Raw genomic sequence first — 24,514 nt, forward strand, 5'->3', positions numbered from 1 at the left:
CGGCCCCGCCCCACGCGGGGCGGGGCCGCCACCGAAACAGGCGATCAGTCGACGGCGGCCGGCGGGGGCGTGAACACGCCGAGGTGATTGCCAGCCGGGTCGAGCAGGTGGGCGAGGGTGAGCCCGCTCGGCACCGTACGCGCCGGCACCAGCACCTTGCCGCCGGCCGCCTCGGCCTGCCGGCAGGTCTGCGCCACGTCGGCGACCTCGGCGTAGAACACGGCGTAGTTCGGCGACGTCCCGTCGGTCGCCCGGATCGCCCCGCCGATTCCGATGTCGCCACCGGCTTCGGTCACGCGGTAGGACCCTCCGTTGGCCCCGCCCTGCTCCTCGAAGGTCCAACCGAACAGCTCGCCGTAGAAGCGCTCGGCCTCCTCCGGCCGGTCGGTGCCGATCTCGAACCAGGTGATGGGCGTCGTGGACATCTGCTGCCTCCAGTTTCGTGCCGGCCGTTCGGCCGTCGTCAGGAGCAGTCTCGGGGGCGTCCGCGACACCGTCCTGTCGGTGTTTCCGCATCACCCGACGGGGGCCGCACGGTCGGTCTCAGACCAGGCTCAGCCGTCGGACCCGCTCGCGTGGGATGTCGAGATCCGTCGGGCGAAGCTCCCGGGCCACCACCTCGGCCAGCGCCCGGACGCTCCCGATGCGGTCGGTGCGGAAGCAACGCAGCTCGTCGCGCAGCCGGCACCAGGCCAGCAGATACCAGTGTCGGGAGTTGCCCAGGTAGCCGAGGGGCTCGACCTCGCGTACCGAATCGCTGCCGCCCCGGTCGGCGTACCGGATGCGCAGCACCCGCCGTGCGGTGACCGCGTCGGCGACGATGGCCGGGACGGGCGTTGCCGGCCCGTCACCGACCAGGTGCACCCGGCCGGCGAGCCGGTGGGCCTCGGCCGCGTCGGCGGCCGGCAGCACCGCCATCAGCTTGCGCAGCGCGGTGGCGCCCGGCCCGGCGAACGGTGTGCCGGCGACCCGGTGCAACGCGACGGCCATCGCCACCGCCTCGCCCGGCGTCAGGTTGACCGGGGGCAGGGTGCGGGCGCGGTCCAGCACGTAGCCGCCGGTGCGCCCCGCCTCCGCCCAGATCGGCACCCCGGCCTCCTGGAGCGCGCCGATGTCACGCTCGATGGTCCGGCTGCTGACCTCGAAACGCGCGGCCAGCCAACGGGCGCTGCGCGGCCGTGGCGAGACCGCGCGCAACTCCTCGACGAGTGCGTAGAGGCGATCCGTGCGGTTCATGCCCCGCACGCTACGACCGGGGTACGACGACCGCGCTCAGGCGATGCAGGCGCAGACGATCAGCGCCGCACCGAAGTGGGTGGCGGCGCTGACCCGGGCGGCCGGGTGCGGCTCGTCCGAGCAGATGATCTCGCCGAGCTTGCCCGGGGTGAGCAGGTCGAGCACGAAGAAGGCCAGCGCCATGATGGCCAGCCCGACGAGCCCGAACACCACCGTGGAGGCGAGCCCCTTGCCGAAGTCGCTGTAGCTGGTGAGGATCGCGGTGAACACGATCCCGGCGATGCCGAGCTGGTTGGCGGCCAGCAGCAGCCCCGCGTTGGCGTTGCGGTGCACCCAGATCAGCTCCCGCAGCCGGCCCGGGGTGAGCAGGTCGACCAGCACGAAGCCGGCCGCCATCAGCCCCACGCCGACGATCCCGAACACGACGCTCTGCCAGGCACCGCTGAGCAGGTCCTCCAGCACCGACTGCCTCCCGACTCTCCGCCCGGAGGGGTACCGGCACGGTGATCGAGACGATAGCGGCAGCGCGCAACGGCGTCAGCCCCGCGCGGCTACAGCGCCAGGTAGCGCTGCCGCTCGTACGGGGTGACCTCGCGGCGGTACTGCTCCCACTCGGCCCGCTTGTTGCGCAGGAAGAAGTCGAACACGTGCTCACCGAGCACCTCGGCGACCAGCTCGGACCCGGCCATCACGTCGATCGCCTCGGCGAGGTTCTCCGGCAGCGCCTCGTACCCCATCGCGCGCCGCTCGGCGCTGGTCAGCGACCAGACGTCGTCCTCGGCGCCCGGCGGCAGCTCGTAGCCCTCCTCGATGCCCTTCAGGCCGGCGCCCAGCAGCACCGCGAAGGCGAGGTACGGGTTGGCCGCCGAGTCCGGCGAGCGGACCTCGACGCGGGCCGAGTTGGGCTTGCCGTACGCGGGCACCCGGACCAGCGCGGACCGGTTCAGGTGACCCCAGCAGACGTACGCCGGGCTCTCGGTGATCCGGTCCGGCAGGTGCTGCGGGAAGAGCCGCTTGTACGAGTTGACCCACTGGTTGGTGACCGCCGTGTACTCACGGGCGTGCACCAGCAGGCCGGCGATGAACGACTTCGCCACCTTGGAGAGCTTCATCGGGTCGCCGCCGTCGTGGAAGGCGTTGCGCTCCCCCTCGAACAGCGACAGGTGGGTGTGCATGCCACTGCCCGGCTGGTCGGTGAACGGCTTCGGCATGAAGCTGGCCTGCACGCCGGTGGAGAGCGCCACCTCCTTGACCACGTGCCGGAAGGTCATGATGTTGTCGGCGGTGGTGAGCGCGTCGGCGTACCTCAGGTCGATCTCCTGCTGGCCGGGGGCGACCTCGTGGTGGCTGAACTCCACCGAGATGCCGATCCGCTCCAGCGCCAGGACGCCCTGCCGGCGGAAGTCCCGAGCCACGGCGTGCGTGGTGTGCTCGAAGTAGCCGCCGGTGTCCACCGGAGTGGGCACCGAGCCGTCCTGCGGGCCGTTCTCCAGCAGGAAGAACTCGATCTCCGGGTGGGTGTAGAAGGTGAAGCCCTTCTCGGCGGCCTTGGACAGCGCGCGGCGCAGCACGTGCCGCGGATCGGCCCAGGACGGCCCGCCGTCGGGCAGGAGGATGTCGCAGAACATCCGGGCGCTCTCGCCGCTGACCCCGCCCTCGAAGGGGAAGACCTGGAAGGTCGTCGGGTCGGGCATGGCCACCATGTCCGATTCGAAGACCCGGGCGAAGCCCTCGATCGCCGAGCCGTCGAAGCCGATGCCCTCCTCGAAGGCTGCCTCCAGCTCCGCGGGCGCCACCGAGACGCTCTTGAGCGTGCCCAGCACGTCGGTGAACCACAGCCGGACGAACCGGATGTCCCGCTCTTCCAGCGTACGGAGGACGAACTCCTGCTGACGGTCCACTTCCACCCCTCGCAACACCTGTTTGCCATCGCCTGCCGGGCCGGCCGGGCCTGACCGACCAGTCTCCACGGGCCTGGTTACGCCGACGTTACGCCAACGCCCGGCCGCCGTCCCGCCGCGCCCGCCGAGGTGTCCACGGGCGGGCGGCGCCCCGGCCGTGAGCGCTGGCCGATCGAGGGGCGGCGCCCCGGGCCGCGCGCGTGGCCGCCGTCTCCCGCCGGCACCGTGTCCGCCCCGACGGGCTGGGGCAAAATGAGGACATGCCCACCCTGCGTCTCGCCCTGTCCCAGGTCAATCCGAGCGTCGGCGACCTCGCCGGCAACGCCGACCTGGTCCGCAGCTGGACCCGCCAGGCCTCCGCCGCCGGCGCCCAACTGGTGCTCTTCCCGGAGATGATGCTGACCGGGTACCCGGTCGAGGACCTGGTCTTCCGGCGCTCGTTCGTCGCCGCGTCCCGCGCCGCCCTGGAGCAGCTCGCCGCCGACCTCGCCGCCGACGGCCTCGGTGAACTGCCGGTGGTGGTCGGTTACCTGGACGCCGACGGGCCACCCCAGGTCAGCGGGGACGCCGAGCAGGGCCGGGGCGCCCGCAACGCCGCCGCGCTGCTGCACCGGGGCACGGTGGCCGCCCGCTACTTCAAGCACCACCTGCCCAACTACGGCGTCTTCGACGAGGACCGCTACTTCGTCTCCGGCGACATGCTGACCGTGGTGCGGATCGGCGGGGTGGACGTCGCCCTGACCATCTGCGAGGACCTGTGGCAGGCCGGTGGCCCGTTCGCCGCCGCCCGGCAGGCCGGGGTCGGCCTGGTCGTCAACATCAACGGCTCGCCGTACGAGCTGAACAAGGACGACATCCGGCTGCCGCTGGTCCGCCGGCGGGCCGCCGAGGCGAACGCCGCCATCGCGTACGTCAACATGATCGGCGGGCAGGACGAGCTCGTCTTCGAGGGCGACTCGATGATCGTGGCCGCCGACGGTGAACTGCTCGCCCGCGCCCCGCAGTTCGTCGAGCACCTGCTCGTGCACGACATCGAACTGCCGGCCGCCGGCGCGCCCCCCGCGCAGGAAACCGTCGCGGACGGCATGCGGGTGGTGCACAGCACGCTGGACGGCATCCCGCCCACGCCGTCCGGCCCGGCCGTCACCGGCGGGCTGATCGAGCCGGTGGCCGACGAGGCCGAGGTGTGGCACGCACTGGTCCTCGGCCTGCGCGACTACGTCAACAAGAACCGGTTCCCGTCGGTGGTGCTCGGGCTCTCCGGCGGCATCGACTCGGCGGTGGTGGCCGCGCTGGCCGTCGACGCGCTCGGCCCCGACCGGGTGGTGGGAGTGTCGCTGCCCAGCCAGCACTCGTCGGAGCACTCCCGGGAGGACGCCGCCGACCTGGCCAAGCGCACCGGGCTGGACTACCGCGTCGAGCCGATCCAGCCGATGGTGGACGGCTTCCTGGCCAACCTGTCGCTGTCCGGGGTGGCGGTGGAGAACCTCCAGGCCCGCGTACGCGGCGTGATCCTCATGGCGCTGTCGAACCAGGAGGGCCACCTGGTGCTGACCACCGGCAACAAGAGCGAGCTGGCGGTCGGCTACTCCACGCTGTACGGCGACTCGGTGGGCGGCTTCAACCCGGTCAAGGACGTGTGGAAGACGCTGATCTGGCGGCTGGCGAAGTGGCGCAACGCGGACGCGGCCCGGCGGGGCGAGACCGCCCCGATCCCGGAGAACTCGATCGGCAAGCCGCCGAGCGCCGAGCTGAGCCCCGGCCAGCTCGACAGCGACAGCCTGCCCGACTACGACGTGCTGGACCCGATCCTGATCGGCTACGTCGACGGCGACCTCGGCCGCAACGGGCTGATCGAGTCGGGCCACGACCCGGCGGTGGTGGACAAGGTGCTGCGGCTGGTGGATACCGCCGAGTACAAGCGACGGCAGTCGGCGCCGGGCACGAAGATCTCGATGAAGGCGTTCGGCCGGGACCGCCGGCTGCCGATCACCAACCGGTGGCGGGAGGACGGCTGAGCCGTCCGACCGGGCGCCGGGCGCCCGACCAGGTCCGGCGCATCGCCGCGGTGGAGTGACATCTTCCACTGCGCCCTGCCGCCATCCCGTCCCGCGGTGCGACGATCGCGAGGAACCCGGGGACCGCGCAGGCGGCCTCGAGGAAGGAGACAGTGATGGTGGAGTCCACTCCCAACGAGGTGACCGCGCTGTACGGCGGACCGGCCACCCGACGGGTCCGCACCCGTGACCTGATCGCCGCCAAGGAGCGCGGCGAACGGTGGCCGATGCTCACCTCGTACGACCAGTACACCGCGGGAATCTTCGACCAGGCCGGCGTCCCGGTGCTGCTGGTCGGCGACTCGGCCGCGAACAACGTGTTCGGCTACGAGACCACCCTGCCGGTCACCGCCGACGAACTGCTCCCCCTGGTACGGGCCGTCGTGCGGGCCACCCGGCAGTCACTGATCGTCGGTGACCTGCCGTTCGGCTCGTACGAGGAGGGCCCGACCCAGGCGCTGCGCACCGCCGTGCGGTTTATGAAGGAGGGCGGCTGCCACGCGGTGAAGCTGGAGGGCGGCCGCCGCTGCGCCGCACAGATCGCCGCGATCGTCGGCGCCGGCATTCCGGTGATGGCACACATCGGCTTCACCCCGCAGAGCGAGCACACCCTGGGCGGCTACCGGGTACAGGGCCGGGGCGACGCCGCCGACGAGGTGCTGGCCGACGCCCGCGCGGTGGCCGAGGCGGGCGCGTTCGCGGTGGTGCTGGAGATGGTGCCGGGTGAGGTGGCCAAGCGGATCACCCACGAGCTGTCGATCCCCACCGTCGGCATCGGGGCCGGGCCGGACACCGACGCGCAGGTGCTGGTCTGGCAGGACATGGCTGGCCTCCGTACCGGGAAGGCACCGCGCTTCGTGAAGCGGTACGCGGACCTGGCCGGCGCACTGACCGACGCCACCCGCCGGTTCGCCGACGAGGTCCGTGGCGGCGAGTTCCCGTCCACCGAGCACACCTTCTAGGACGATCCGCGGCTCGGACGGTGCGTAGCTGCCGTTCCACCGCTCGAACGGTACGGCTCGCACGGTATGCGGCTCGCACGGTATGCGGCGGGGGGACGGCCGGCAGGCTTTCAGCCTGCCGGCCGTCCTGCCGCACCATTACCCGACAACGCCGAGTCGCTGGCTATCCAATCGATTACCACGACTGAGTTTTGTCGTACACCTGTTCTAGTGTTGGGTCGTGGTCGAGGAATTGGCGCAGGCGGAGACGGTAGTCGCCGCGTGCGCCGACGCGGCGACCTGGGCGCTTGGGGAGCATGACCTCGTCGCAGCGCTCGACGCCGCGCACCGACTCGAGCAGCGCCTGGCGGCGGTGCAGCTGGCCCTGGTGCGCGAGCTGGACGGCCGGGGCACCGCCGTCGCACAGGGCGCGTCCTCGACTGCGGTCTGGCTCCGCGACCGGCTGCGGCTGACCGTTCCTGCCGCACGTCGGCTGGTGAACCTCGCCAGCACACTGGACGCCGGCAGCCCGGCGGTACGCCGCGCTCTGGCCGACGGTGACATCACCGTGGAACAGGCCCGCGTCATCGGCGACACTGCGAGCACCGTGCATACCGCCGCCGGCGCCGAGGCCGCCGAGAAGGCCGTCGGCGTCCTGGTCGAGTGGGCCGGGCAGTTCGATCCCGCTCTGCTGCGCAGGCTGGGCACGCGGATCCTCGACCACGTCGCCCCGGACATCGCCGAGGCCGCCGCCCGGGCAGCGTTGGAGGCCGAGGCCCACCGCTCCGCCCGAGACCGTCACGTCACCCTGTCCGAGCTGCACGATGGCCGCCTCCGGCTGACCGGCAGCCTGGACGCCGAGACGGCCGGCCTGCTCCGCGCCGCGATCGACCCGTTGACGGCACCATCGGGCCCGGACGATCCGCGCACCCCCGGGCAACGCCGACACGACGCGCTCGCCGACCTCTGTCGGCTCACCCTGCGCACCGGGCAGCTACCCGAGCATGGCGGCGAGCCCGCCCAGATCGTCGTCACCACCAGCTACGACGGCCTGCTCCGGCAGCTCGACGCCGGAACCCTGGACACCGGCGTCCGACTCACCCCCGAAACGGTCCGCCGGCTCTCCTGTGACGCGGCCATCCTGCCCGCCGTCCTCGGCGGTGCCGGTCAACTGCTCGACGTGGGCCGGCAACGCCGCCTCATCACCGGGCCGCTACGGCGCGCTCTGGTCCTGCGCGACCGCGGCTGCGCCTTCCCAGGTTGCGACCGCCCGCCCCGCTGGTGCGACGCCCACCACATCCGACACTGGGCGGACGGCGGCGACACCAGCCTGGGAAACGCGGTGCTGCTCTGCGCACACCACCACCGGCACATCCACCACGGCGACTGGACCGTCCGCTTGGACGGCGACGGTCGCCCGGAGTTCGTGCCGCCGGCCTGGCTCGACCCCGACCGACTCCCCCGCCGCAACCAGTACCACCGGCGAACGTGAGCACAGCCGCTCAGAACGCTCACACCCTCGCGGGCCAACACTTCGGCCACCGCTCGTCGAAGGGCAGCCCCGCGACCGGACCGACCGAGTCGTCCAAAACCCGGCTCACCTTCAAGCGCGCCCATCGCCGGCTGGCTCGTCGGTGCACGATGCTCGCCGTGCGCAAGGCTTGCAAGGGCAGGCTCGCCGCGTGGCAGGCTGGTCCTCAGCAGCGCCGGTGGGCTCAGAGGTCGGTGACGCGGATGCCGGCGTGGGCCTTGTAGCGCTTGTTGATGGCGATCAGGTTGGCCGTGAACGCCTCGATCTGGTGGGCGTTGCGCAGCCGGCCGGCGTAGATGCCCCGCATTCCGGGGATCCGGGCGGCGAGCGCACCGACCACGTCGACCAGCTCGCGGTCCTCGGTGCAGATCAGCACGTCCAGGTCGATGGTCTCGACCTCGGGGTCGGCCAGCAGCGGGGCGCTGACGTGGTTGAACGCCGCGCAGACCCGGGAGTCGGGCAGGAGCGCGGCGGCCTGCTGCACGGCGCTGCCCTCGGCGACGGTCAGCGCGTACGGGCCCTGCTTGTCGAAGCCGAGCGGGTTGACGCAGTCGACGACGATCGTGCCGGCGAGCGGCTCGGCGAGGGAGGCGACGGTGGCGGCGTGCCCTTCCCACGGCACCGCGATGATCACCACGTCGCTGCGGCGGGCCACCTCGTCGTTGGCCGCACCGGTGATGTCGGCGTCGGCGGGCATCCGGGGCAGCGCGGCGATCTCGGCGGCGGACTCGGCGGCCCGTTCCGCGGAGCGGGAACCGATGAGCACCGTCTGCCCGGCCCGGGCGAGGCGGTAGGCGAGACCGCGCCCCTGGTCGCCGGTGCCACCGATGATGCCGACCGTCAGCCCGGACACGTCGGGCAGCGTGCTCGCGTCGTATGCCATGGGCTCATCCTCGCAAACCGCCCGGTCCGGCAGCAGCGTCAGCCGCTGTGAGAATCCCCGCTGCCACCTGCCCGCCGACCCGGGCAGCTCGAACACGTGCCTGCCGGCAGCCCGGCCAGGCCAGCGTCGGACCAGAACGGCGTGGCGGACGGTTCAGGCCAGCTCGAACTGGATCGTGCGGGCAGCCGGGTCGGCGGTGACCAGCCGGACCCGGACCCGTTCGCCGAGCGGTAGTTGGCCGAGGCAGCGGCCGCGTACCGGTGGGGAGTCAAGGGCGACCGTGCCGCCGGGCGGGCGGGGGCGGGACCGGCCGTTGGGCGGGGGGTCCACATCCAGTACGGCCGCGTCGAAGGTCTCCCCCACCCGGTCCGCCAGCAGCACCGCCTCGGCCAGCTCGACCGCGCCCCGGCTGGCCGCTGAGGCGGTCCGGTCGGTCGTGGCCATCACCTCGGGCAGCCGGGGCAGCGCGGCGCGTGCCCAGTCGGGCACCGGGCGGCCCGCGTGCAGGGCCAGGCAGACCTCGGTGGCGTACCGGTCGGCCAGGCGCCGCAGCGGCGCCGTGACGTGGGCGTACGCGGCGGCCACCCCGCCGTGCTCCGGCTGCTCCGGCACCGTCCCGTCGAACGCCGTGTACGCGGCGCCGCGCATCAGCTCGGCAGCCTGGTCGATGAACGCGGCGGCACGCGGCTGGGCGGGGTCCAGCCCGGCGATCACCTCGCCCGGGCCCGCGCCGTCCGGCCAGTGCACGCCCAGCGGCGCGGCGGCTGCCCGCAGCCGTTGCACGGCCTCCGGCTTCGGCGCGGGCATGGTGCGCAGCAGGCCGACCCGGCCGGCCAGCATGATGTCGGCGGCGGCCATCCCGGTCAGCAGGGAGATCTGCGCGTTGTGCTCCTCCATGGGCACCGGGCCACGCAGCACCAGCCGCCAACCGTCGCCGTCGGGCTCGACGTCCTGCTCGGGCAGGGGCAGGTTGATCGCGCCACGCCGCAGGCCCCGAGCGGTCAGCCGGTCGCCGATCTCGGGCAGCAGCGCGATCGGGTCGGGAAGTCGCCCGGCGTCGGCTGACGCCTGCACACCCGAGTAGTCGAGTTTGGCCCGGCTGCGGACCAGGGCGCGTTCCAACTCGACGGCCACGGTGCCGCCGTCGGCGTCCAGGTCGATGGTCCACACCACGGCGGCCCGGTCGTCGTCGGGCAGCAGGCTGGCCGCGCCTTCGCTGAGCGTCAGCGGGTGCAACGGCACGTGGCCGTCCGGTAGGTAGACGGTCTGCCCCCGTCGCCAGGTCTCCGCCTCCAGCGCGCCGCCGGGGTCGACGTGGGCGGCGACGTCCGCGATCGCGTACCGCACGCGGTAGCCGCCACCCGGACGGCGGGCGAGGTGCATCGCCTGGTCCAGGTCCCGCGACGTGGCGGGGTCGACCGTGACGAACGGTACGTCGGTGCGGTCGACGGGCGGCCGCGGCGGCGCGGCGGCGGCCTCGTCGGCCTCCCGTTGGGCGTCGGCCGGGAAGCCCTCGGGCAGGCCGAGCTCGCGGCGCAGCGCGCCGAAGTCGATGCGGGGCGCGAGTACGCGTCGGATGACCACGGGTCAATCCTGACAGTGCCGCCGGTGATCCGCTTCCGGTGACCGGCCGAGATATCCGACCGGCACACCGGAGCAACTACCTCCGGCCCGCTGAACGAACCGATGCCCGGACAGGGTCAGCCGGTCGCCTTCCGTGCGGTGGTCCGCGTACCGCGAGGGGCGGCGGCGCGCGCGGCGGCCGGACGGGCCGGCGACTTGCGGGCGGTCACCTTGCGAGCTGGCGCCTTGGCCGCGACGGTCTTCTTCGCCGGTGCCTTCTTCGCCGCCGCCTTGCGGGTGGCGGTCGACGACGTGCCGGTCGCCTTCGCGGCCGGGGCCTTCTTCGCCGGGGCCTTGCGGGCGCCGCCGCTCGGGCGGGTGGATGCGGTCTTCTTCGCTGGCGCCTTCTTCGCTGGCGCCTTCGTGGCCGTCGTCTTCTTCGCCGCGGTCTTCTTGGCGACCGTCTTCTTCGCGGTGGACGCCTTGGTCGCGGTCTTCCGCGCCGGCGCCGTCGCCGCGGTGGTCGTCTTCTTCGCCGCGGCGGTGGTCCGCTTCGCCGCGGCGCTGGTCGTCTTCTTCGCGGCGCCGGTGGTCTTCTTCGCCGCGGCGGTCGTCTTCTTCGCCGCGCCGGTGGTCTTCTTCGCCGCGGACGCCGGGGTCCGCTTCGCGGCGGCGGTCGTCTTGCGGGTGGTGGCCGAGGTCTTCGCCGGGGCCTTCTTGGCGGCGGTGGAGGCCTTGGTCGTGGCCTTCTTCGCGGGGGCCTTCGCGGCCGTGGTGGTCTTCTTGGCCGGGGCACGCCCCGCCCCGCCGGCTGCCTTCCTGGCCGGTGCCTTCGCCGCCGCCGCACCCGCGGTGGACTTGCGCACGGGGGTGGTCCGGCTCGCTCCCGTGTTCCGCTCCGCCGCGGCGGTCTTCTTCGCGGTGGTACGTCGGGCGGCCGGGCGGGTGGTGGCCTGCTGTGCTTCGGCCATCTCGGTTCCCTCCTTGGGGACGTGCTCTCGCGTGTCTCCTCGCGGAGCACGGAGTACCTCGGCACGGGCCGTCCCGCGCCGTCTACCTGTCCTCCCCGGCCCAACGGGCGTCCTCGGCCTCCCACGCCTCGTTACGCTCCTGCACGCGCTGCAGGGCGTTCTCCGCGTCGGCCGCCGAGTCGTACGGGCCGAGGACGTGCTTCGCCGGGCACACGTCGGCGTCCGTCTCGACCCGGTGGTGCCGGATGCACCAGTAGAACTGCCCACCACGTCCGCTGTCGCTCATGGGAATCACTGTGCACCGCGAACTGACCAGCCGCCACCGGATCACGCAAGTCGCCGACCTTCTCCACAGTAGAGCCGGTCCCGGCGCCCCGGGCCGGAACAGCGAAAAGATGCGCAGGCCGGGACACTTCGCGCCGCCGGTCGTCGGCTGAACGGCCAGTTCCCGCGTACACGCGGCTGGGGCAGGATCGGTCCCCGTGATCAACACGGTGACCGGCACGGGGGCGTGCCCGGGGTGTGGGGCCAGCACGGCGTCCGTACGCGACGCGGTGCCCTGGTGCCCCCGCTGCGAGTGGAATCTGGACACGTACGACCCGGTGCGGCGTGCACGCGAGTTCGGCTGGACCTGGGTCGACCGGTGGACCTACCGGATGGCGTTCCGGGCGACCGGGCAGCAGTTCACCCGGTTGGTCGGGCGGCCGCTGGGTGCCAATGGTTCCAGCGGTGCCCGGACGCTGACGGCGGTGGCGTCACTGGTGCTGGTCGCCGCGGTGCTCGCGCTCGCGGTCACCGGTGTGTGGTTGATCGTGGCCTTCCCCTTTCCCAACCTGGCGATCCTGCCCGGGGTGGCGATGGTCGGTCTGGCGGTCGCGCTGCGGCCCCGGTTCGGCCGGCTCGACCCCGAGTTGGAGGTGCTCTCCCCGGACCGGGCACCGGAGCTGTTCGCGCTGATCGGCGAGGTGGCGGCGGCGATCGGGGCACCGGTGCCGGACGTGGTCGGCGTCGACGACGACATCAACGCGTACGCGACCGTGGTCGGGTTGCGGCGCCGGAAGGTGCTGGGTCTCGGGCTGCCGCTGTGGGGCTCGCTCACCGCCGGCGAGCGGGTGGCGTTGCTCGGCCACGAACTCGGCCACTTCGTCAACGGCGACCCGCGCCGAGGGCTGCTCACCCAGCCCGCGTTCACCATGCTCGGCTCGGCGGCCGACCTGTTCCGACCGGTGCGCACCAGTGTCGGAGCCGGGTTGGTGGAGATGCTGGGCGACGCGATCGGCCGTGCGTTCCAGTGGATGATGTCCCGGGCGCTGTTCGTCGCCCACCTGCTGCTGGTGAGCGTGGCGTTGCGGGACAGCCAGCGCGCCGAGTACCTCGCCGACGAACTGGCCGCCAAGGCGGCCGGCACGACGGGCGCGACCAACGTCCTCGACGCCCTGCTCGCGGGCGAATCGCTGGCACTCGCGGTGCGCCGGGAGACCAGGGCGGGACACGGCCCGGACCGGTGGCGTTCCGCGCTGGCCGAGGCTCGCGCGGCGAGCGCCGATCGGCTGCCGCTGCTGCGCCAACTGTCCGTCCGCGACGAGGCGTCGCTGTTCGCCGCCCACCCGCCGACCGGGCTGCGCCGCCGGATGCTCGCCGGCCGGCCGTGGCAGGACCCGGCGGTGGTGCTCACCGAGGCCCGGCTGGAGCGCATCGACGCCGAACTGGCCCGGGAGTACGAGCGCTTCCGCCGTACCGTCAGCTGGTCGGCCTGACGCCGGACGTGCCGTCGCGCCACAGCGGCGGCCGCGGGGTCGCGGCCTATGATCGCCGGATGGCGGTACCGGACTACATCCTGCGGATGCGCAAGCACGTCGGTCACGACCTGCTCTGGCTGCCCAGCGTCAGCGCGGTGGTCCGCAACGACGCCGGTGAGCTGCTGCTCGGTCAGCGCGCCGACGACGGGCGCTGGTCGGTGATCAGCGGGTTCGTCGAGCCGGGCGAGCAGCCGGCCGCCGCGCTCGTGCGCGAGGTGCGGGAGGAGACGGGTCTGGACGTGGCGCCGGTGCGGCTGTCCAGCGCCGTCTCGCACCCGCACACCTACCCCAACGGGGACCGCTGCGAATACCTCAACCTGGGCTTCCTGTGCCGGGTGGTCGCCGGGACCGCCCGGGTCAACGACGACGAGTCGCTGGCCGTGCGGTGGTTCCCGATGGACCGGCTGCCCGAGCTGGACGCCCACGCCCTGCTGGTCATCGCCTACGCGCTGCGCGACAACCAGACGGCTGGTTTCCTGCCGCCGGGCACCACCTGGGACGACGTGCCCGCCTGAGCCCGCGGGTCAGACCGGTGAGGGGGCCGGCGCGAGGGCGACCGGCGCGGTGGGTTCCGACCGGGCCGCCCGGATGGTGTACGCGAGCGCGTACGGCGTGCAGGCCAGGTAGAGCATGGGCTCCACCAGCAGCTGGTCGGTGATCAGGAAGATCTCCCACCGTGTGGGCCGGGGCAGGCCGAAGTTCCAGTCGGTCCAGCAGGCGAAGAGCCACAGCGGCGCCGAGATCCGGTCGACGGTGTCCGGCGGTGATCCCGCCGCCACGGCACCGGAGCCGGGGATGTTTCCGACCACGAAGAGGATCACGGCGAGGTCGGCGACGACGAGTGCGCCGAGGAGTCCGAGCCACCAGGCCGCCCGGACGCGTCCCCGCGCGGCGAGGGCCGCCACCGCCCAGAGAACCAGCGTCAGGCCGGCCAGCCAGAGCAGCAGACCGGGCACGGTGCGGGCCAGGCCGTCGGCGGGAAGGACGTATCCGGCCAGGGCCAGGGCCGCGCCGATGGGCAGCACCACGCCGAGGGCGATGCGCAGCGGGCCGCCGAGCACGGTGTGCCGTGCCCAGCGGGTGGCCGAGACCGCCAGCAGCACCGCCAGCCCGGCGGTCAGGGCCGACCAGAGCGGCAACTGCACCTGCGGCAGCAGCAGCCAGTTGAAGACCACGTTCATCAGGACCGCGCTGACGACCACGATCCCGATGCAGGCGAGCGGGGCCAGCAGCAACGCCGCTGCCGTACGGCGGGCCCGTCGGTGCATCAGGGCGCGATCGACCAGCGGGGAGCCCGCCCGGCTGACGGCGAGACTCACGGCGAAGCCCAGCATCCTCGTTCGGCGCCCGCTCGCGGCGAGCACGTGCACCTCGGCGTCCCACTCGCGGTGCAGATCGTCGCGGAGGTCGGCCGGCCAGCGTCGCGCGGCGATCGCCAGCAACATCTCGGCGGCCCGGCGGGTCACCATGCCGGCGCCTCGCTGGGACCGGCGCCGCCCCAGGAGGGACGACCGTCGGGAATGGCGGCGCGCAGGTCGGCGAGCGTCCGACGGGCTTCGGCCACCCCTTCGGCGGTGAGCCGGTAGTAGCGGCGGGCTGGTCGGCCCGCCGCCACCGGATCGATGGCCTCCCAGTCGGCGGCCAACCAACCGGCCGCCCGCAGGCGGTGCAGCACCGGATAGAGGGTGCCGCTGGGCAGGCCCGTCATTCGCATCAGGTCCAGCCCGTACCGCTCCGCGTCGGGCTCGGCGAGCAACGCCGCCAGCACCTTGGCGACCGGAATGGTGATCCGCATCCGACCACTGTATCGGAACTCTACATAGGGGTGGGGACCCGTTCGACGGGGATCCACAGCTCCGCGTCCGCGTGGCCGCCGTCCGGCGACACGCGCACCCGCGAGATCTCCGGGCCGGGCCGGCTGCGGTACGGGTTGGACGGGAACCACTGGGTGAACACGTCCCGCCACAGGAACTGCACCGCCTGCGGGAACGCGCCGGACGTCGTGAACACCGCCCACGTCCCGGCCTGCACAGGCAGTGCGTCCAGGTCAGCCGGCGCCGTGGCACCGGTCACGACCCCGTGCCAGTAGTCCAGCTCGGTGCCCTCCGCACGACTGTCGGCGAGGTTGTCGCTGACGTTGACGATCCCGGCCGGCTCCTGGTCCGAGAGCGCCTCGATCCGTTCCACCGTCTCCCGGTCGATGCCGCGGATGAACGCGACGATCGCCGGGTTCATCCCCTCGTGCACCAGCGGAACCCGCGCCCTGCGCCCCACCAGGGCGAACGCGTCCTTGTCGACGATTCGATACTCCATGCTGCCGCTCCCTTCGACGGTCAGTCGGAAGGACATCCGGGGCTGGGAGCGCAGCGCGGCGCCCGTACGCCTGGCCTCGCCGGGCCCCACGCCGTGCACGCCGTGGAACGCCCGGGCGAACGCCTCCGCCGAGCCGTAGCCGTAGTGCACCGCGATGTCGAGCAGCGTCCGCTCCCCCGCAAGCACGTCCGCGCCGGCGACGGTGAGCCGACGCCGCCGGATGTACTCCGACAGCGGGATGCCGGCCAGCGCGGAGAACAACCGCCGGAAGTGGTACTCCGACGTCAGCGCGATCCGCGCCAGGTCGGCCACCTCGATTCGTTGGTCGAGGTGACGCTCGATGTGCGCCATCGCCTCGTTGAGCCGCTCCAGCACCCGGGTCTCCTTCCCTCTCGAACAATCACGCTAGGCGGCGGGGCAGGTCGCCCACCCGACAACCGGTGCCCGCAACGGTCGGGTCGGTCTCCGGGGGTGGCGGCCCGCCGGAACGGCCCTCCGCGGACCGACTGATCGACCGGTATGAGCGTCCAAGCGGTGCCGGCAGACTCGCACGGGTGACGTATCCCCCGCCGCAGGACCCGTGGCAGCAGGCCCGGCAGCCGCCGTCGGAGCCACCGACCCAACAGCTTCCCGTGCTGCCGCCGTACGGCCAGCCAGCGTCCACGATGCCCGCGCCCGGGGCGGACGGCGCACCGACGGATGGTCGCAAGCCCGTCAGCCGAGGCCGGAAGGTCCTCATCGGATTCCTCGGCCTGGCCGTCCTCTGCTGCTGCGGAGGCGGCATCGTCGCCACCCTGACCAACTCCGGCGACGATCGACCCGCCGCGACGGCGACCACCGCCCGTGGGCAACTGGTCGAGGAGCCGTCGTCCGCCACCGAACCGGACGTTCCGTCGCCCAGCCCTCTCGTGCCGACGCGCACGGCGAGCCCATCGCCGCAGCCGAACCCCACCCGGACCAGCCCGAGGCCGACCCCGACCCGGAGCAGCCCCAAGCCGACGCCGAAGCTCACCACCGGCACGCCTCGGACCACCGAGCCCGCGGAGCCGATCGTGCGCACCGGGGTACGCCCGGGGGCGTTCTGCAAACCCGCTGGCGCACTCGGCCGGACCAGCTCGGGCAAGCTGATGGTGTGCCGAACGACCTCCAGCGACAACCGACTCCGCTGGCGTGCCCCGCTCTAGTGTCCCGCCCGGCCTCGGGTGTCGTACTCTGGCGGACTTTGATTTTGTGGGAGGTTACGTGGCCGGGTACCCGCAGGACGTCGTGCGGCGCTTTCACGGCACCACCGAGCAGATGGCCGCCGCTCTGGTCGGCGAGCCTCCACGGACGTGGCGGTCCATCGTCATCGAGGACTACGACCCGGTCTGGGCGGACCGGTTCGTTGCCGCTCGCTCGTCGCTGACCGGGGCGCTGGGTGGTCTGATCATCGGTGTGGAGCACGTCGGGTCCACATCCGTGCCGGGCCTGGCGGCCAAGCCCGTCATCGACATCGACCTCCTCATCGAGGACACGACCGACGAGTCCCGCTATCTCCCCGCCCTGGAGCGGATCGGGTACCGGCTCGTCCTTCGGGAACCGTGGTGGCACGGGCACCGGATGTTCCTCAGCGCCGCCGAGGACGTCAACGTGCACGTCTGGCCGCACGACGCGCCCGAACCCGTCCGGCACCGGCTCTTCCGCGACTGGCTGCGGTCGCATCCCGACGACCGCGAGCTGTACGCCACGACCAAGCGGCGCCTCGCGCGGGACACCGCGCACCGACCCGGCGACTACAGCCTGGCGAAGAACGCCGTCATCGACGAGATCTACGGGCGCCTCTTCGCCGCCTCAGAGGCGACCGAAGGGTAGTCGAGCGGACGGAGGACGGTCAGCGCGCCGACTGTTGCATGATCCAGGTGGGCAGCGGCTCGGAGAAGGAGTCCGCCACCTCCCAGCCGGCGCGGCGGTACAGCTCGACGTTGGCGGGGTTGCTGGTTTCGAGGATCGCCGGCAGACCGTCCGCCGCGGCGCGGCGCAGCCCGGCACCCATGACGGCGCGGCCCCACCGACGACCGGCGTTGTCCGGGTGGGTGCCCAGGACACCGAGGTACCAGAAGGGGGCGTCCGGCAGTGCGGCGTGCACGGCCTCGTCGTAGGCGACGACGCGGGCCAGCACGTCGGCGGGGAGATGAGCGGCAAGGGGGGCCTCGCGCGATTCGGGAGAGGCTGCCGGGGGTTCCCAGATGGCGACCGAGGCGCCGCGCCCGACCGTCCAGATCGTCTCCCTGTGCACCCGCTTGTCGAAGAGGTACCCGAAGAAGGCGGCGGCGTACCGCGGATAGGTCTCCTCGGCCGGGAACAGGTAACGCAGGACGGGATCGGTGGCGAACGCGGCGACCAGAGAGCCGACAACCGCGTCACGGTCCGCTGGGGTGGCGACCGTGATCTCAGGTGCTGTCACAGCAGGCGATGCTATCGGTCACCGGCGGGTGGTGGGACGGGCGTCGCGGGACACGGCCGTCCACCGCGTCAGCGGGTCGGCTCAGCCGAACGTCAACGCGTACGCCTCGGCGCCGGGTTCGCCGAACGTGATCTCCAGGGTCCGTTCGCGGACCGTGTCGTGCTGGCGTACGAGCTGGTGGAGGCGACCTTCCCGGAGCAGACCGTTGCCGTCCTCGTCGACGTCTACGCCGTGTGACGGGCCCGGAGGTTCGCCGTCGAGGAGCACCCGGAACGGGATCGCCTCACCAGCTCCGGGAGACAGCACGAGATGCGCGTCGCGTGCGTGGAACCGGAAGGCGATGCTCCCGCCGGCCTGGCCCAGCACGGCGTTCTCGGAGCCGATCGTCCACTCCCCCGCGAGGGCCCACTGGTTGAGGGCCAGGCTCTCGGGGACCTCGTAGGCGCGGCGCTCGTCGAGCGCGGCGCCGTTCGGCGACGCGAAGTGTTCGCCGCGCTGGAAACCGAGGTACGTCTCGGGCGTACGCAGGTGAGCCCAGTCAGCCTCGGCCTCCACGCCGCGCCCTTCGACCCCGACGAGGTCGCGCTCGATGCCGAGCAGTTGCTGGATGACGCGCTCGGACTGCTCGTAGCGCCCCTCGCCGAAGTGGTTGTCGCGGATGACGCCGTCCGTGTCGACGAAGTAGAGCGCAGGCCAGTAGTGGTTGTCGAAGGCGCTCCAGACCCCGTAGTCGTTGTCGACCGCGACCGGGTAGTCGATCCCGCGCGCCGTGATCGCCTGTCGCACCCAGCCGGTCTCGTGCTCGAACGAGAACTCCGGCGTGTGGACTCCGACGACGACCAGCCCGTCGTCGCGGTATGCCTGCGACCACGCGCGGACGTACGGCTCCTGGCGCAGCCAGTTGATGCAGGTCAGCGTCCAGAAGTTCACGAGGACGACGCGGCCGCGCAGCTCGGCGGGGCCGAGCGGCTCGGAGTTGAGCCACTCGGTCGCCCCGTCGAACGTGGGCAGGTGCGGACGGCCGGACACGGTCATCTAGCGGAGCGACCGGAAGGCGGCACGCATCTCCTCCGTGAAGATCTGCGGCTGTTCCCAGGCCGCGAAGTGCCCGCCCCTGTCGAGCCTGTTGTAGTGGATGAGATTGGGATACGCCTGCTCGGCCCAACTCTTCGGAGCCTGGTACAGCTCGTCGGGGAACACGCTCACGGCGACCGGGATGGTGACCCCCTTGGTTGCGAAGAAGGAGAGCTGGTTCTCCGCGTACAGACGGGCCGCGGAGACCCCGGTGTTCGTCAGCCAGTAGAGCGTGATGTTGTCGAGGAGGTCCTCCGGCGTGATGCCTCGGGGCTGCCCGGCGACCGACTCGGTGATGAGCTTCAGGCTGGCCACGTCATGGTCGAGCATGTACGCCGCCAGGGCGACGGGCGAATCCGCCAACCCGGTCAGCGTCTGGGCACGCCCCATCTCGATGGCGTAGCCGGAGTGCTTCCAGAAGAAGTCCGCCTGCTCGCACGCACGCCTCTCCTCGTCGGAGAGATTGGACGGCAGCGAGTCGAGCGGGGTGTTCGCACCGGTGATCCCGGACTGGAGCAGCGCGTCGATGTCGGGTGGGTACACGCCGGGCATGTTGGTGTGAATGCCGATCAGTTCCTGGGGCGCCTGCACACCCATCAACTCGGTGATGAGCGCACCCCAGTCGCCGCCCTGCGCCACGTACCGCGTGTAGCCCAGGCGCTTCATCAACTCGATCCAGGCGGTCGCGATGTGTTGCGGGTCCCAGCCGGGCATGCTCGGCTTGCCCGAGAAGCCATAGCCGGGCATCGACGGGATCACCAGATGGAAGGCGTCCGAGGCACTCGCGCCATGGGCGGTGGGATTCGTGAGCGGGTCGATGATCTTCAGCTGTTCGATCACCGAGCCGGGCCATCCGTGCGTGATGAGGAGCGGCAGGGCGTCTTCGTGCTTCGAACGGACGTGGATGAAGTGGATGTCCAGCCCGTCGATCTGGGTGATGAACTGCGGCAGGGCGTTCAGTCTCGCCTCGACCTTGCGCCAGTCGTAGTCCTTCTCCCAGTAACGTGCGAGCGCCTGCATCGTCGCGAGCGGTACGCCCTGCGACTGATCCGGGACGGTTTCCTTCTCGGGCCAACGGGTGGCCGCGATACGCGCCCGCAACGCCTTCAGATCCGATTCCGGCACTTCTATTGTGAACGGCCGGATCTCCGCGGTGCCTGGGCGCGCTTCGGTCTTGACAGCCATGCGTGCTCCCTCTCATCTGAGTTCACTGGAGGTCGAGCGGGCATTTCTGCTCTCTTGACTGCACAAACGGGACGGCCCGACTCGTGCCTCGCGAGGGTCACTTCGGTTCGAGGCGCCGCCCGGCCTTGTCCGCCAGTTCACAGGCGCGCCGCCGCCATATGTCGAAGCCTAGAACGCCTCGCCCCTTGACCGCGGGCATACGAGCAGTCCGCGTACCGCGCCCTGCGAGAAGGGCCAGTGCAAGACCCGGACAATCCCATTCCCGGCGCCCGTACAGGGGCATTGGGTCGCAACGGCCCTGGTCCCTCAGGGTCGCGATGGTCCGACGGATCTCCGCTCGAACTTTCCAGCGACCGCGTGCTCGGTGTCGGTTACTTCTCCCGTTTCCAGGAGTTGTTTCAGCCTGCGCAGGTTCGCCGCCACCTCGCCCGCGGGCGGCTTACCGGCCAGGGTCAGCGCGATGCGGCCCAGCCTTCCGAAGGGTGTCTTCAGCACCTCGTGAACCTCGGTCCGGCCCGGGTCAGGTCCAGGCGCGAACCGGACTGTCCACTGAGTCCTCATCCCAGGCACGGCGGTGGTCTCGTACCGGAGCAACTGGTTCGTGCGCTCCTCGGTGAGCCGTACCGTGGAGCGCAGTCTGACGCCGAGTGGTCCCCGAATCGTCCATCGGAACGTCGTCGGCCCGATCTGTTCACTGGCCATGACGTCGCCCAGGAAGCGGGGCAGGTTGTGGAAGTCACGGTAGACGTTGAAGACGTCCGCGATCCCGCGCTCTATCGTCACTCTCGCCTCGGCCGGGTTGTCGCGGCGGCGGGGTGGTGGGTGGCGCATCGCTGCCTCCGACGGATTTCCTTGCACTTCAGCCCTGCTGCGATCCCGGCCGTGTGCCCGAGTCCCCCTTCAGCAAACCTGCCCGCGAGTGGGTTTGCGGGCGGTTTGGCAGTCCGGAAGGCGGGGATGCGCGACCGTGCACATCGACATAGACGAGCCGAATGCCGCCGAACGGTTCTGGGAAGGGATGCAGGAGATAGCCACTGCCGCCAGGAAACACCAGGACTACGATCTGTACAGGGCCATTGTCAAGATTGGCAGGGCAGCCCTGGCTCAGGGCGTCGAACTGGTGCCAAACGGCGGACTGTTCCTCCAATGTCCGGTCTGTGAGGCCGTGCCGGGCCAACGGTGCATCAACGTTCCCGGCCACCCACTACACGGCAACATCCTCCACCCCCGGCGCTTCGAGTTGGCCGAGAAGGCGATCAAGGGGGAAGTGCCTCTTCCCATTCCCCTCGGCTGACGTCCGCGCATTCACCGACGGTCCGGCGCATCACCCTGAGCACGGACAACCAGAAGCAGCAGATGGGCGACGGACGAGTCGACCTGTACGCCGGATTCTGTGCGCGGCGCGTACCCCGAGGGGTCAGCGCCGGCGGCGGCCATCCATCTCGGCCTACCGTTGCCGGCAGGCTCCAGCGGCCTACCCGCAGACATCGGGCGGGCAGCCCTCAAGCGTCTGCGCGGGGTCGTCATCTTGCGGTGACGGCCCTTACTTGGCCTTGCTCCGGGTGGGGTTTACCGAGCCACCCCGGTCACCCGGGGTGCTGGTGGGCTCTTACCCCACCGTTTCACCCTTACCGTCCCCGTTGGGGTCGGCGGTCTGTTTTCTGTGGCACTTTCCCGCGGGTCGCCCCGGGTTGCCGTTAACAACCACCCTGCCCTGTGGAGTCCGGACGTTCCTCGGCGGCGGGCCAGAGCCCGCCGACGCGGCCGCCCGGTCGACTCGTCCGTCGCGCTCTCATCCTAACGACGGGCGGCCCGCCGGTATTGCCACCCCGCCTGGGCACGATCGTGCAGGTCAGAGGGCGGTCGGGGTGGATCGGCGGCGGGAGTCCGGCGTACCCGCCCGACCGGGTGGGGGCTAACCTCGTCAGGCTATGGATCTCTCCCACGCCGCGCTGCTGCTCGCCGCCGGTCTCGCCGCTGGCACGATCAACGCGGTGGCCGGTGGCGGTTCGCTGATCACCTTTCCGGCGATGATCGCGGTGGGGCTGCCCCCGGTGCCGGCGAACGTCAGCAACTCCGTCGCGGTGTTCCCCGGGTACGCGGCCAGCGTGGCGGGCAGCCGGGTCGATCTGCCGCGTGGCCGGGCGCTGGCGACGCTGGTGCCCACGACGGTCGTCGGCACGATCCTCGGGGCGTTGCTGCTGCTGGCCACCCCGGCCCGCGCGTTCGAGCTGGTCGTGCCATTTCTGGTGCTCGGCGCGACCGCGGTGCTCGCCTTCCAGGACCCGCTGCGCCGGCTGGTCGGTCACCCCCGGGACCTGTCGCCGCGTCAGCGCACGGTCGCGGTGCAGACGATGGTGGCGCTCGGCGCGGTGTACGGGGGGTACTTCGGCGCGGCGCTCGGAGTGATGCTGGTCGCCGGGTTGGCCCTGGTGCTGGACGCGACGCTCGCCCGGGTCAGCGCGATCAAGAATCTGCTCTCCGCGGTGGTGGGCTTCACCACGCTGGTGGTGTTCGCCCTGTTCGGCCCGGTGAACTGGGCCGCAGTCGCGGTGGTCGCCCCGGCGACCCTGATCGGGGGGTACGCCGGCGCCCGGCTGGTCCGCAGGCTGCCACCGGTGCTGCTCAAGACGATGATCGTGGTGTTCGGGACGGTGATCGGGCTCTACCTGCTCTGGCGCGCCCTCACCTGACCTCGGCCCAACGCCGCCCCGCCCCGTCGACCGCCACTCCGACGCCAAGACCCGCGCAGCTTCCGGGAAAGTGCTGCCTCGACAGGAGCCGAGGCAGCAGGTTCCCCGAAAGTGCGCGGATCTTGACGGTGGGGGACGGCGGTCAGTACGCCTCGCCGACCGGCTCTTCCGGCGCGTGCTCGGTGCCGGCGGCGGCCCGGTTCCAGCGGGACCAGAGCACCCGCTCTCCGTAGCCGGCGGCCATCAGGTGCGCGAAGGCGAGGTAGACCAGCACGCCGACGGCGAGGACGCCGAAGCCGACCCAGTACGGCAGCGACAGCGAGTGCTCGGCGAGCTTGCCGGAGATGATCGGTGCCGGCGCGGCGGCGCCCCAGCGGACCAGGTTGAACGCGCCGGTGGCCACCCGGCGGTCGCTGGAGCCGAGGCCGAGCGCCAGGTCGGTGAGGTTGGCGTTGGCGAGCCCCATGCAGAGCCCGGAGAGCACCAGCACCACCAGCGCCTCGGCGGTGCTGGTCGAGGTGGCGAAGAGGACCATGCAGACCAGCAGGCCGGCGATGGCCACGCCGACGGTCTGCACCGCGCCGATCCGGTGGGCCAGCCGGTGGCCGACCACCAGGATGCCGGCGGCCAGGCCGAGGCCCCAGCCGGTGAAGGCCAGCCCCAGCGGGATGACGTCCAGGCCGAGGAAGAGCGGCGTGTAGCCGAGCACCACGAAGAAGACGAAGTTGTACGTGCCGGTCACCACGCAGAGCGCGATGAACGCCGGGCGGCGGTAGGTGGCGAAGATCTGGCGGACCCGCACCGGGGCCTGCCGGTTGGTCGGCTCGCGCAGCTTGCGGGCGGCCACGCCGAGCGCCAGGACCATGAAGACGCCGCACACGAAGAACGGCAGTCGCCAGCTGACCTCGCCGAGCAGGCCGCCGATCAGCGGGCCGACGGCGAAGCCGAGACCGAGGGCGGTCTCGAAGAGGCCGACCACCCACTCCCGGTCGACGGCGAGGTTGACCAGCACCACCATGGCGGTGGCGAAGAACATCGCGTTGCCCAGTCCCCAGACGCCGCGCAGCACGGACAGCTGCACGATGCTGTCGCTGAACGAGGCGAGGATCGCGGCCACGCCGACCACGGAGACGCCGGTGATCAGCACCGGCTTGAAGCCGAACCGCCCGCTGGCCAGCGTCGCCGGGATCATGCCGAGGGCCATCACCGCGATGTACGCGGTGAACAGCAGCTCGACCTGCCAGGCGGTGACCCCGATGGCGTCGCCGATGGCCGGCAGGATCGGGTCGACGACGGCGATGCCGGCGATCGCGAGGAAGGCCACCAGTGTGGTGGCGTAGATGGCACTGCGGTTCGGTTCGGAACGCCGATCCACTCCGACTCCCCCAATTAGCTGTATCGTACAGGTACTTACCTTGTATCATACAGCTATGAGCGACGACCCCTACCGGGACACCGATGCCGACGCCGACGACCACGAGGTCACGCTCGGCCGGATCGAGACCGAGGTGGCCCTGCTGATGCGCTTCGGCGAGGCGACCCGGCGGGCCACCGGCACCGCCGAGCACCGGGTGCTCGACCGGGCGGCGTACGTGATCCTGCGGCACCTGGACGCCGCCGGCCCGCAGAACGTCTCCGCGCTCGCCGCCCGGCTCAACCTGGACGGCTCGACCGTGACCCGGCAGGTGTCCGCGCTCCAGCGCGACGGTCTGATCACCCGCGCCCCCGACCCGTCCGACGGGCGGGGCACGGTCATCTCCCCCACCGCGGCGGGCCTGCAACGGATGGCGGCGGTGCGGGCCGCGCGGACCCGCCTCTACGGCGACATGCTCGCCGACTGGCCCGCCGAGGACCGGGAGACCCTGGCGCGGATGTTGCACCGCCTCAACGAGGCCCTGGTGTCCCGCAACCGGGGAAGATGAAC

General features: G+C 71.9%; 26 protein-coding genes and 1 other RNA gene. 10 read left to right on the forward strand and 17 right to left on the reverse strand.

What is annotated here, in order from left to right:
- Positions 1-44 precede the first annotated feature (44 nt).
- The 4 genes from ACTWLT_RS16275 to glnA form a co-directional block, all read right to left on the reverse strand.
- The gene (locus ACTWLT_RS16275; protein ID WP_252417740.1) at positions 45-425 is read right to left on the reverse strand and encodes a VOC family protein; all 381 of its coding nucleotides are present in this window, start codon (positions 423-425) and stop codon (positions 45-47) included.
- A 118-nt stretch (positions 426-543) separates the two neighbouring features.
- Positions 544-1,236, reverse strand: coding sequence for a helix-turn-helix transcriptional regulator (locus ACTWLT_RS16280; protein ID WP_445319112.1), 693 nt, complete (start codon positions 1,234-1,236; stop codon positions 544-546).
- A gap of 36 nt (positions 1,237-1,272) precedes the next feature.
- Complete coding sequence (locus ACTWLT_RS16285; RefSeq protein ID WP_252417742.1) at positions 1,273-1,698, reverse strand: DUF350 domain-containing protein; 426 nt, start codon at positions 1,696-1,698, stop codon at positions 1,273-1,275.
- Between the two features lie 89 nt (positions 1,699-1,787).
- Entirely contained in the window at positions 1,788-3,137 is a 1,350-nt protein-coding gene (gene glnA, locus ACTWLT_RS16290; protein ID WP_252417743.1) for a type I glutamate--ammonia ligase, read from the reverse strand.
- A 260-nt stretch (positions 3,138-3,397) separates the two neighbouring features.
- Between glnA and ACTWLT_RS16295 the strand changes: the two genes are divergently transcribed.
- From ACTWLT_RS16295 to ACTWLT_RS16305, 3 genes are all read left to right on the forward strand, one after another.
- On the forward strand, positions 3,398-5,155 hold the full coding sequence (locus ACTWLT_RS16295; RefSeq protein ID WP_445319113.1) for an NAD+ synthase: 1,758 nt from the start codon (positions 3,398-3,400) through the stop codon (positions 5,153-5,155).
- Positions 5,156-5,310: 155 nt separating this feature from the next.
- Positions 5,311-6,156 carry a 3-methyl-2-oxobutanoate hydroxymethyltransferase gene (panB, locus tag ACTWLT_RS16300; RefSeq protein WP_252417745.1) on the forward strand — a complete coding sequence of 282 codons (846 nt, stop codon included), beginning with the start codon at positions 5,311-5,313 and terminating at the stop codon, positions 6,154-6,156.
- A gap of 220 nt (positions 6,157-6,376) precedes the next feature.
- Positions 6,377-7,627, forward strand: coding sequence for an HNH endonuclease signature motif containing protein (locus ACTWLT_RS16305; RefSeq protein ID WP_445319114.1), 1,251 nt, complete (start codon positions 6,377-6,379; stop codon positions 7,625-7,627).
- Positions 7,628-7,850: 223 nt separating this feature from the next.
- Here ACTWLT_RS16305 and npdG read toward each other — a convergent pair whose 3' ends face one another.
- From npdG to ACTWLT_RS16325, 4 genes are all read right to left on the reverse strand, one after another.
- On the reverse strand, positions 7,851-8,549 hold the full coding sequence (gene npdG / locus ACTWLT_RS16310; RefSeq protein WP_445319115.1) for an NADPH-dependent F420 reductase: 699 nt from the start codon (positions 8,547-8,549) through the stop codon (positions 7,851-7,853).
- Between the two features lie 153 nt (positions 8,550-8,702).
- Positions 8,703-10,133 (reverse strand): RNB domain-containing ribonuclease, encoded by a 1,431-nt coding sequence (locus ACTWLT_RS16315; protein WP_445319116.1) that lies wholly within the window; start codon positions 10,131-10,133, stop codon positions 8,703-8,705.
- 116 nt (positions 10,134-10,249) lie between these two features.
- Positions 10,250-11,083, reverse strand: coding sequence for a histone (locus ACTWLT_RS16320; protein WP_445319117.1), 834 nt, complete (start codon positions 11,081-11,083; stop codon positions 10,250-10,252).
- A gap of 82 nt (positions 11,084-11,165) precedes the next feature.
- On the reverse strand, positions 11,166-11,369 hold the full coding sequence (locus ACTWLT_RS16325) for a hypothetical protein (protein WP_445319118.1): 204 nt from the start codon (positions 11,367-11,369) through the stop codon (positions 11,166-11,168).
- 196 nt (positions 11,370-11,565) lie between these two features.
- On the opposite strand from ACTWLT_RS16325, the gene ACTWLT_RS16330 reads away from it, so the two are divergent.
- Positions 11,566-12,840: a M48 family metallopeptidase gene (locus ACTWLT_RS16330; RefSeq protein ID WP_445319119.1), complete on the forward strand. Its 1,275-nt coding sequence runs from the start codon at positions 11,566-11,568 to the stop codon at positions 12,838-12,840.
- 59 nt (positions 12,841-12,899) lie between these two features.
- A complete protein-coding gene (locus ACTWLT_RS16335; protein WP_445319120.1) occupies positions 12,900-13,397 on the forward strand; it encodes an NUDIX hydrolase in 498 nt (165 codons plus the stop codon).
- Positions 13,398-13,406: 9 nt separating this feature from the next.
- Here ACTWLT_RS16335 and ACTWLT_RS16340 read toward each other — a convergent pair whose 3' ends face one another.
- The 3 genes from ACTWLT_RS16340 to ACTWLT_RS16350 are packed head-to-tail and all read right to left on the reverse strand — an operon-like array spanning position 13,407 to position 15,570.
- Positions 13,407-14,351 (reverse strand): hypothetical protein, encoded by a 945-nt coding sequence (locus tag ACTWLT_RS16340; protein ID WP_445319121.1) that lies wholly within the window; start codon positions 14,349-14,351, stop codon positions 13,407-13,409.
- Positions 14,345-14,677 (reverse strand): PadR family transcriptional regulator, encoded by a 333-nt coding sequence (locus ACTWLT_RS16345; RefSeq protein WP_252417754.1) that lies wholly within the window; start codon positions 14,675-14,677, stop codon positions 14,345-14,347. Before ACTWLT_RS16345 ends, ACTWLT_RS16340 begins: the two co-directional genes overlap by 7 nt.
- 20 nt (positions 14,678-14,697) lie before the next feature.
- Positions 14,698-15,570: an AraC family transcriptional regulator gene (locus tag ACTWLT_RS16350; protein WP_445319122.1), complete on the reverse strand. Its 873-nt coding sequence runs from the start codon at positions 15,568-15,570 to the stop codon at positions 14,698-14,700.
- 179 nt (positions 15,571-15,749) lie between these two features.
- Here ACTWLT_RS16350 and ACTWLT_RS16355 point away from each other — a divergent pair, with 179 nt between their 5' ends.
- Complete coding sequence (locus tag ACTWLT_RS16355) at positions 15,750-16,379, forward strand: superantigen-like protein SSL4 (protein WP_445319123.1); 630 nt, start codon at positions 15,750-15,752, stop codon at positions 16,377-16,379.
- Positions 16,380-16,437: 58 nt separating this feature from the next.
- Complete coding sequence (locus ACTWLT_RS16360) at positions 16,438-17,046, forward strand: GrpB family protein (RefSeq protein WP_445319124.1); 609 nt, start codon at positions 16,438-16,440, stop codon at positions 17,044-17,046.
- Positions 17,047-17,065: 19 nt separating this feature from the next.
- On the opposite strand, the gene ACTWLT_RS16365 is transcribed toward ACTWLT_RS16360, so the two are convergent.
- The 4 genes from ACTWLT_RS16365 to ACTWLT_RS16380 all read right to left on the reverse strand — a co-directional run bounded on the left by ACTWLT_RS16365 (position 17,066) and on the right by ACTWLT_RS16380 (position 20,728).
- A complete protein-coding gene (locus ACTWLT_RS16365; RefSeq protein WP_445319125.1) occupies positions 17,066-17,638 on the reverse strand; it encodes a GNAT family N-acetyltransferase in 573 nt (190 codons plus the stop codon).
- Positions 17,639-17,719: 81 nt separating this feature from the next.
- Positions 17,720-18,667: a redoxin family protein gene (locus tag ACTWLT_RS16370; RefSeq protein ID WP_445319126.1), complete on the reverse strand. Its 948-nt coding sequence runs from the start codon at positions 18,665-18,667 to the stop codon at positions 17,720-17,722.
- Positions 18,668-18,673: 6 nt separating this feature from the next.
- Entirely contained in the window at positions 18,674-19,897 is a 1,224-nt protein-coding gene (locus ACTWLT_RS16375) for an epoxide hydrolase family protein (protein WP_445319127.1), read from the reverse strand.
- Positions 19,898-20,203: 306 nt separating this feature from the next.
- Positions 20,204-20,728, reverse strand: a complete 525-nt coding sequence (locus ACTWLT_RS16380) for an SRPBCC family protein (protein WP_445319128.1) — start codon at positions 20,726-20,728, stop codon at positions 20,204-20,206.
- Between the two features lie 136 nt (positions 20,729-20,864).
- Here ACTWLT_RS16380 and ACTWLT_RS16385 point away from each other — a divergent pair, with 136 nt between their 5' ends.
- Positions 20,865-21,191 (forward strand): zinc finger domain-containing protein, encoded by a 327-nt coding sequence (locus ACTWLT_RS16385; RefSeq protein ID WP_445319129.1) that lies wholly within the window; start codon positions 20,865-20,867, stop codon positions 21,189-21,191.
- A gap of 70 nt (positions 21,192-21,261) precedes the next feature.
- Here ACTWLT_RS16385 and rnpB read toward each other — a convergent pair.
- Positions 21,262-21,677: RNase P RNA component class A (gene rnpB, locus ACTWLT_RS16390), an RNA gene on the reverse strand.
- 151 nt (positions 21,678-21,828) lie between these two features.
- Here rnpB and ACTWLT_RS16395 point away from each other — a divergent pair.
- Positions 21,829-22,590, forward strand: coding sequence for a sulfite exporter TauE/SafE family protein (locus tag ACTWLT_RS16395; protein WP_445319130.1), 762 nt, complete (start codon positions 21,829-21,831; stop codon positions 22,588-22,590).
- A 142-nt stretch (positions 22,591-22,732) separates the two neighbouring features.
- Here the strand turns inward: ACTWLT_RS16395 and ACTWLT_RS16400 are convergent, their stop codons facing one another.
- The gene (locus tag ACTWLT_RS16400; RefSeq protein WP_445319131.1) at positions 22,733-23,965 is read right to left on the reverse strand and encodes an MFS transporter; all 1,233 of its coding nucleotides are present in this window, start codon (positions 23,963-23,965) and stop codon (positions 22,733-22,735) included.
- 55 nt (positions 23,966-24,020) lie between these two features.
- Here ACTWLT_RS16400 and ACTWLT_RS16405 point away from each other — a divergent pair, with 55 nt between their 5' ends.
- A complete protein-coding gene (locus ACTWLT_RS16405) occupies positions 24,021-24,512 on the forward strand; it encodes a MarR family winged helix-turn-helix transcriptional regulator (protein WP_252417765.1) in 492 nt (163 codons plus the stop codon).
- Positions 24,513-24,514: the final 2 nt, after the last annotated feature.

The sequence above is a fragment of the Micromonospora yongxingensis genome, assembly GCF_052601155.1.

Excerpts from the sequence above, each read along its gene's own strand:
- ACTWLT_RS16275 (WP_252417740.1), bottom strand. The coding sequence starts at position 425 with ATGTCCACGACGCCCATCACCTGGTTCGAGATCGGCACCGACCGGCCG.
- ACTWLT_RS16280 (WP_445319112.1), bottom strand. The coding sequence starts at position 1,236 with ATGAACCGCACGGATCGCCTCTACGCACTCGTCGAGGAGTTGCGCGCG.
- ACTWLT_RS16295 (WP_445319113.1), top strand. The coding sequence starts at position 3,398 with ATGCCCACCCTGCGTCTCGCCCTGTCCCAGGTCAATCCGAGCGTCGGC.
- panB (WP_252417745.1), top strand. The coding sequence starts at position 5,311 with ATGGTGGAGTCCACTCCCAACGAGGTGACCGCGCTGTACGGCGGACCG.
- npdG (WP_445319115.1), bottom strand. The coding sequence starts at position 8,549 with ATGGCATACGACGCGAGCACGCTGCCCGACGTGTCCGGGCTGACGGTC.
- ACTWLT_RS16320 (WP_445319117.1), bottom strand. The coding sequence starts at position 11,083 with ATGGCCGAAGCACAGCAGGCCACCACCCGCCCGGCCGCCCGACGTACC.
- ACTWLT_RS16325 (WP_445319118.1), bottom strand. The coding sequence starts at position 11,369 with ATGAGCGACAGCGGACGTGGTGGGCAGTTCTACTGGTGCATCCGGCAC.
- ACTWLT_RS16335 (WP_445319120.1), top strand. The coding sequence starts at position 12,900 with ATGGCGGTACCGGACTACATCCTGCGGATGCGCAAGCACGTCGGTCAC.
- ACTWLT_RS16340 (WP_445319121.1), bottom strand. The coding sequence starts at position 14,351 with ATGGTGACCCGCCGGGCCGCCGAGATGTTGCTGGCGATCGCCGCGCGA.
- ACTWLT_RS16345 (WP_252417754.1), bottom strand. The coding sequence starts at position 14,677 with ATGCGGATCACCATTCCGGTCGCCAAGGTGCTGGCGGCGTTGCTCGCC.
- ACTWLT_RS16375 (WP_445319127.1), bottom strand. The coding sequence starts at position 19,897 with ATGGCTGTCAAGACCGAAGCGCGCCCAGGCACCGCGGAGATCCGGCCG.
- ACTWLT_RS16380 (WP_445319128.1), bottom strand. The coding sequence starts at position 20,728 with ATGCGCCACCCACCACCCCGCCGCCGCGACAACCCGGCCGAGGCGAGA.
- ACTWLT_RS16395 (WP_445319130.1), top strand. The coding sequence starts at position 21,829 with ATGGATCTCTCCCACGCCGCGCTGCTGCTCGCCGCCGGTCTCGCCGCT.
- ACTWLT_RS16405 (WP_252417765.1), top strand. The coding sequence starts at position 24,021 with ATGAGCGACGACCCCTACCGGGACACCGATGCCGACGCCGACGACCAC.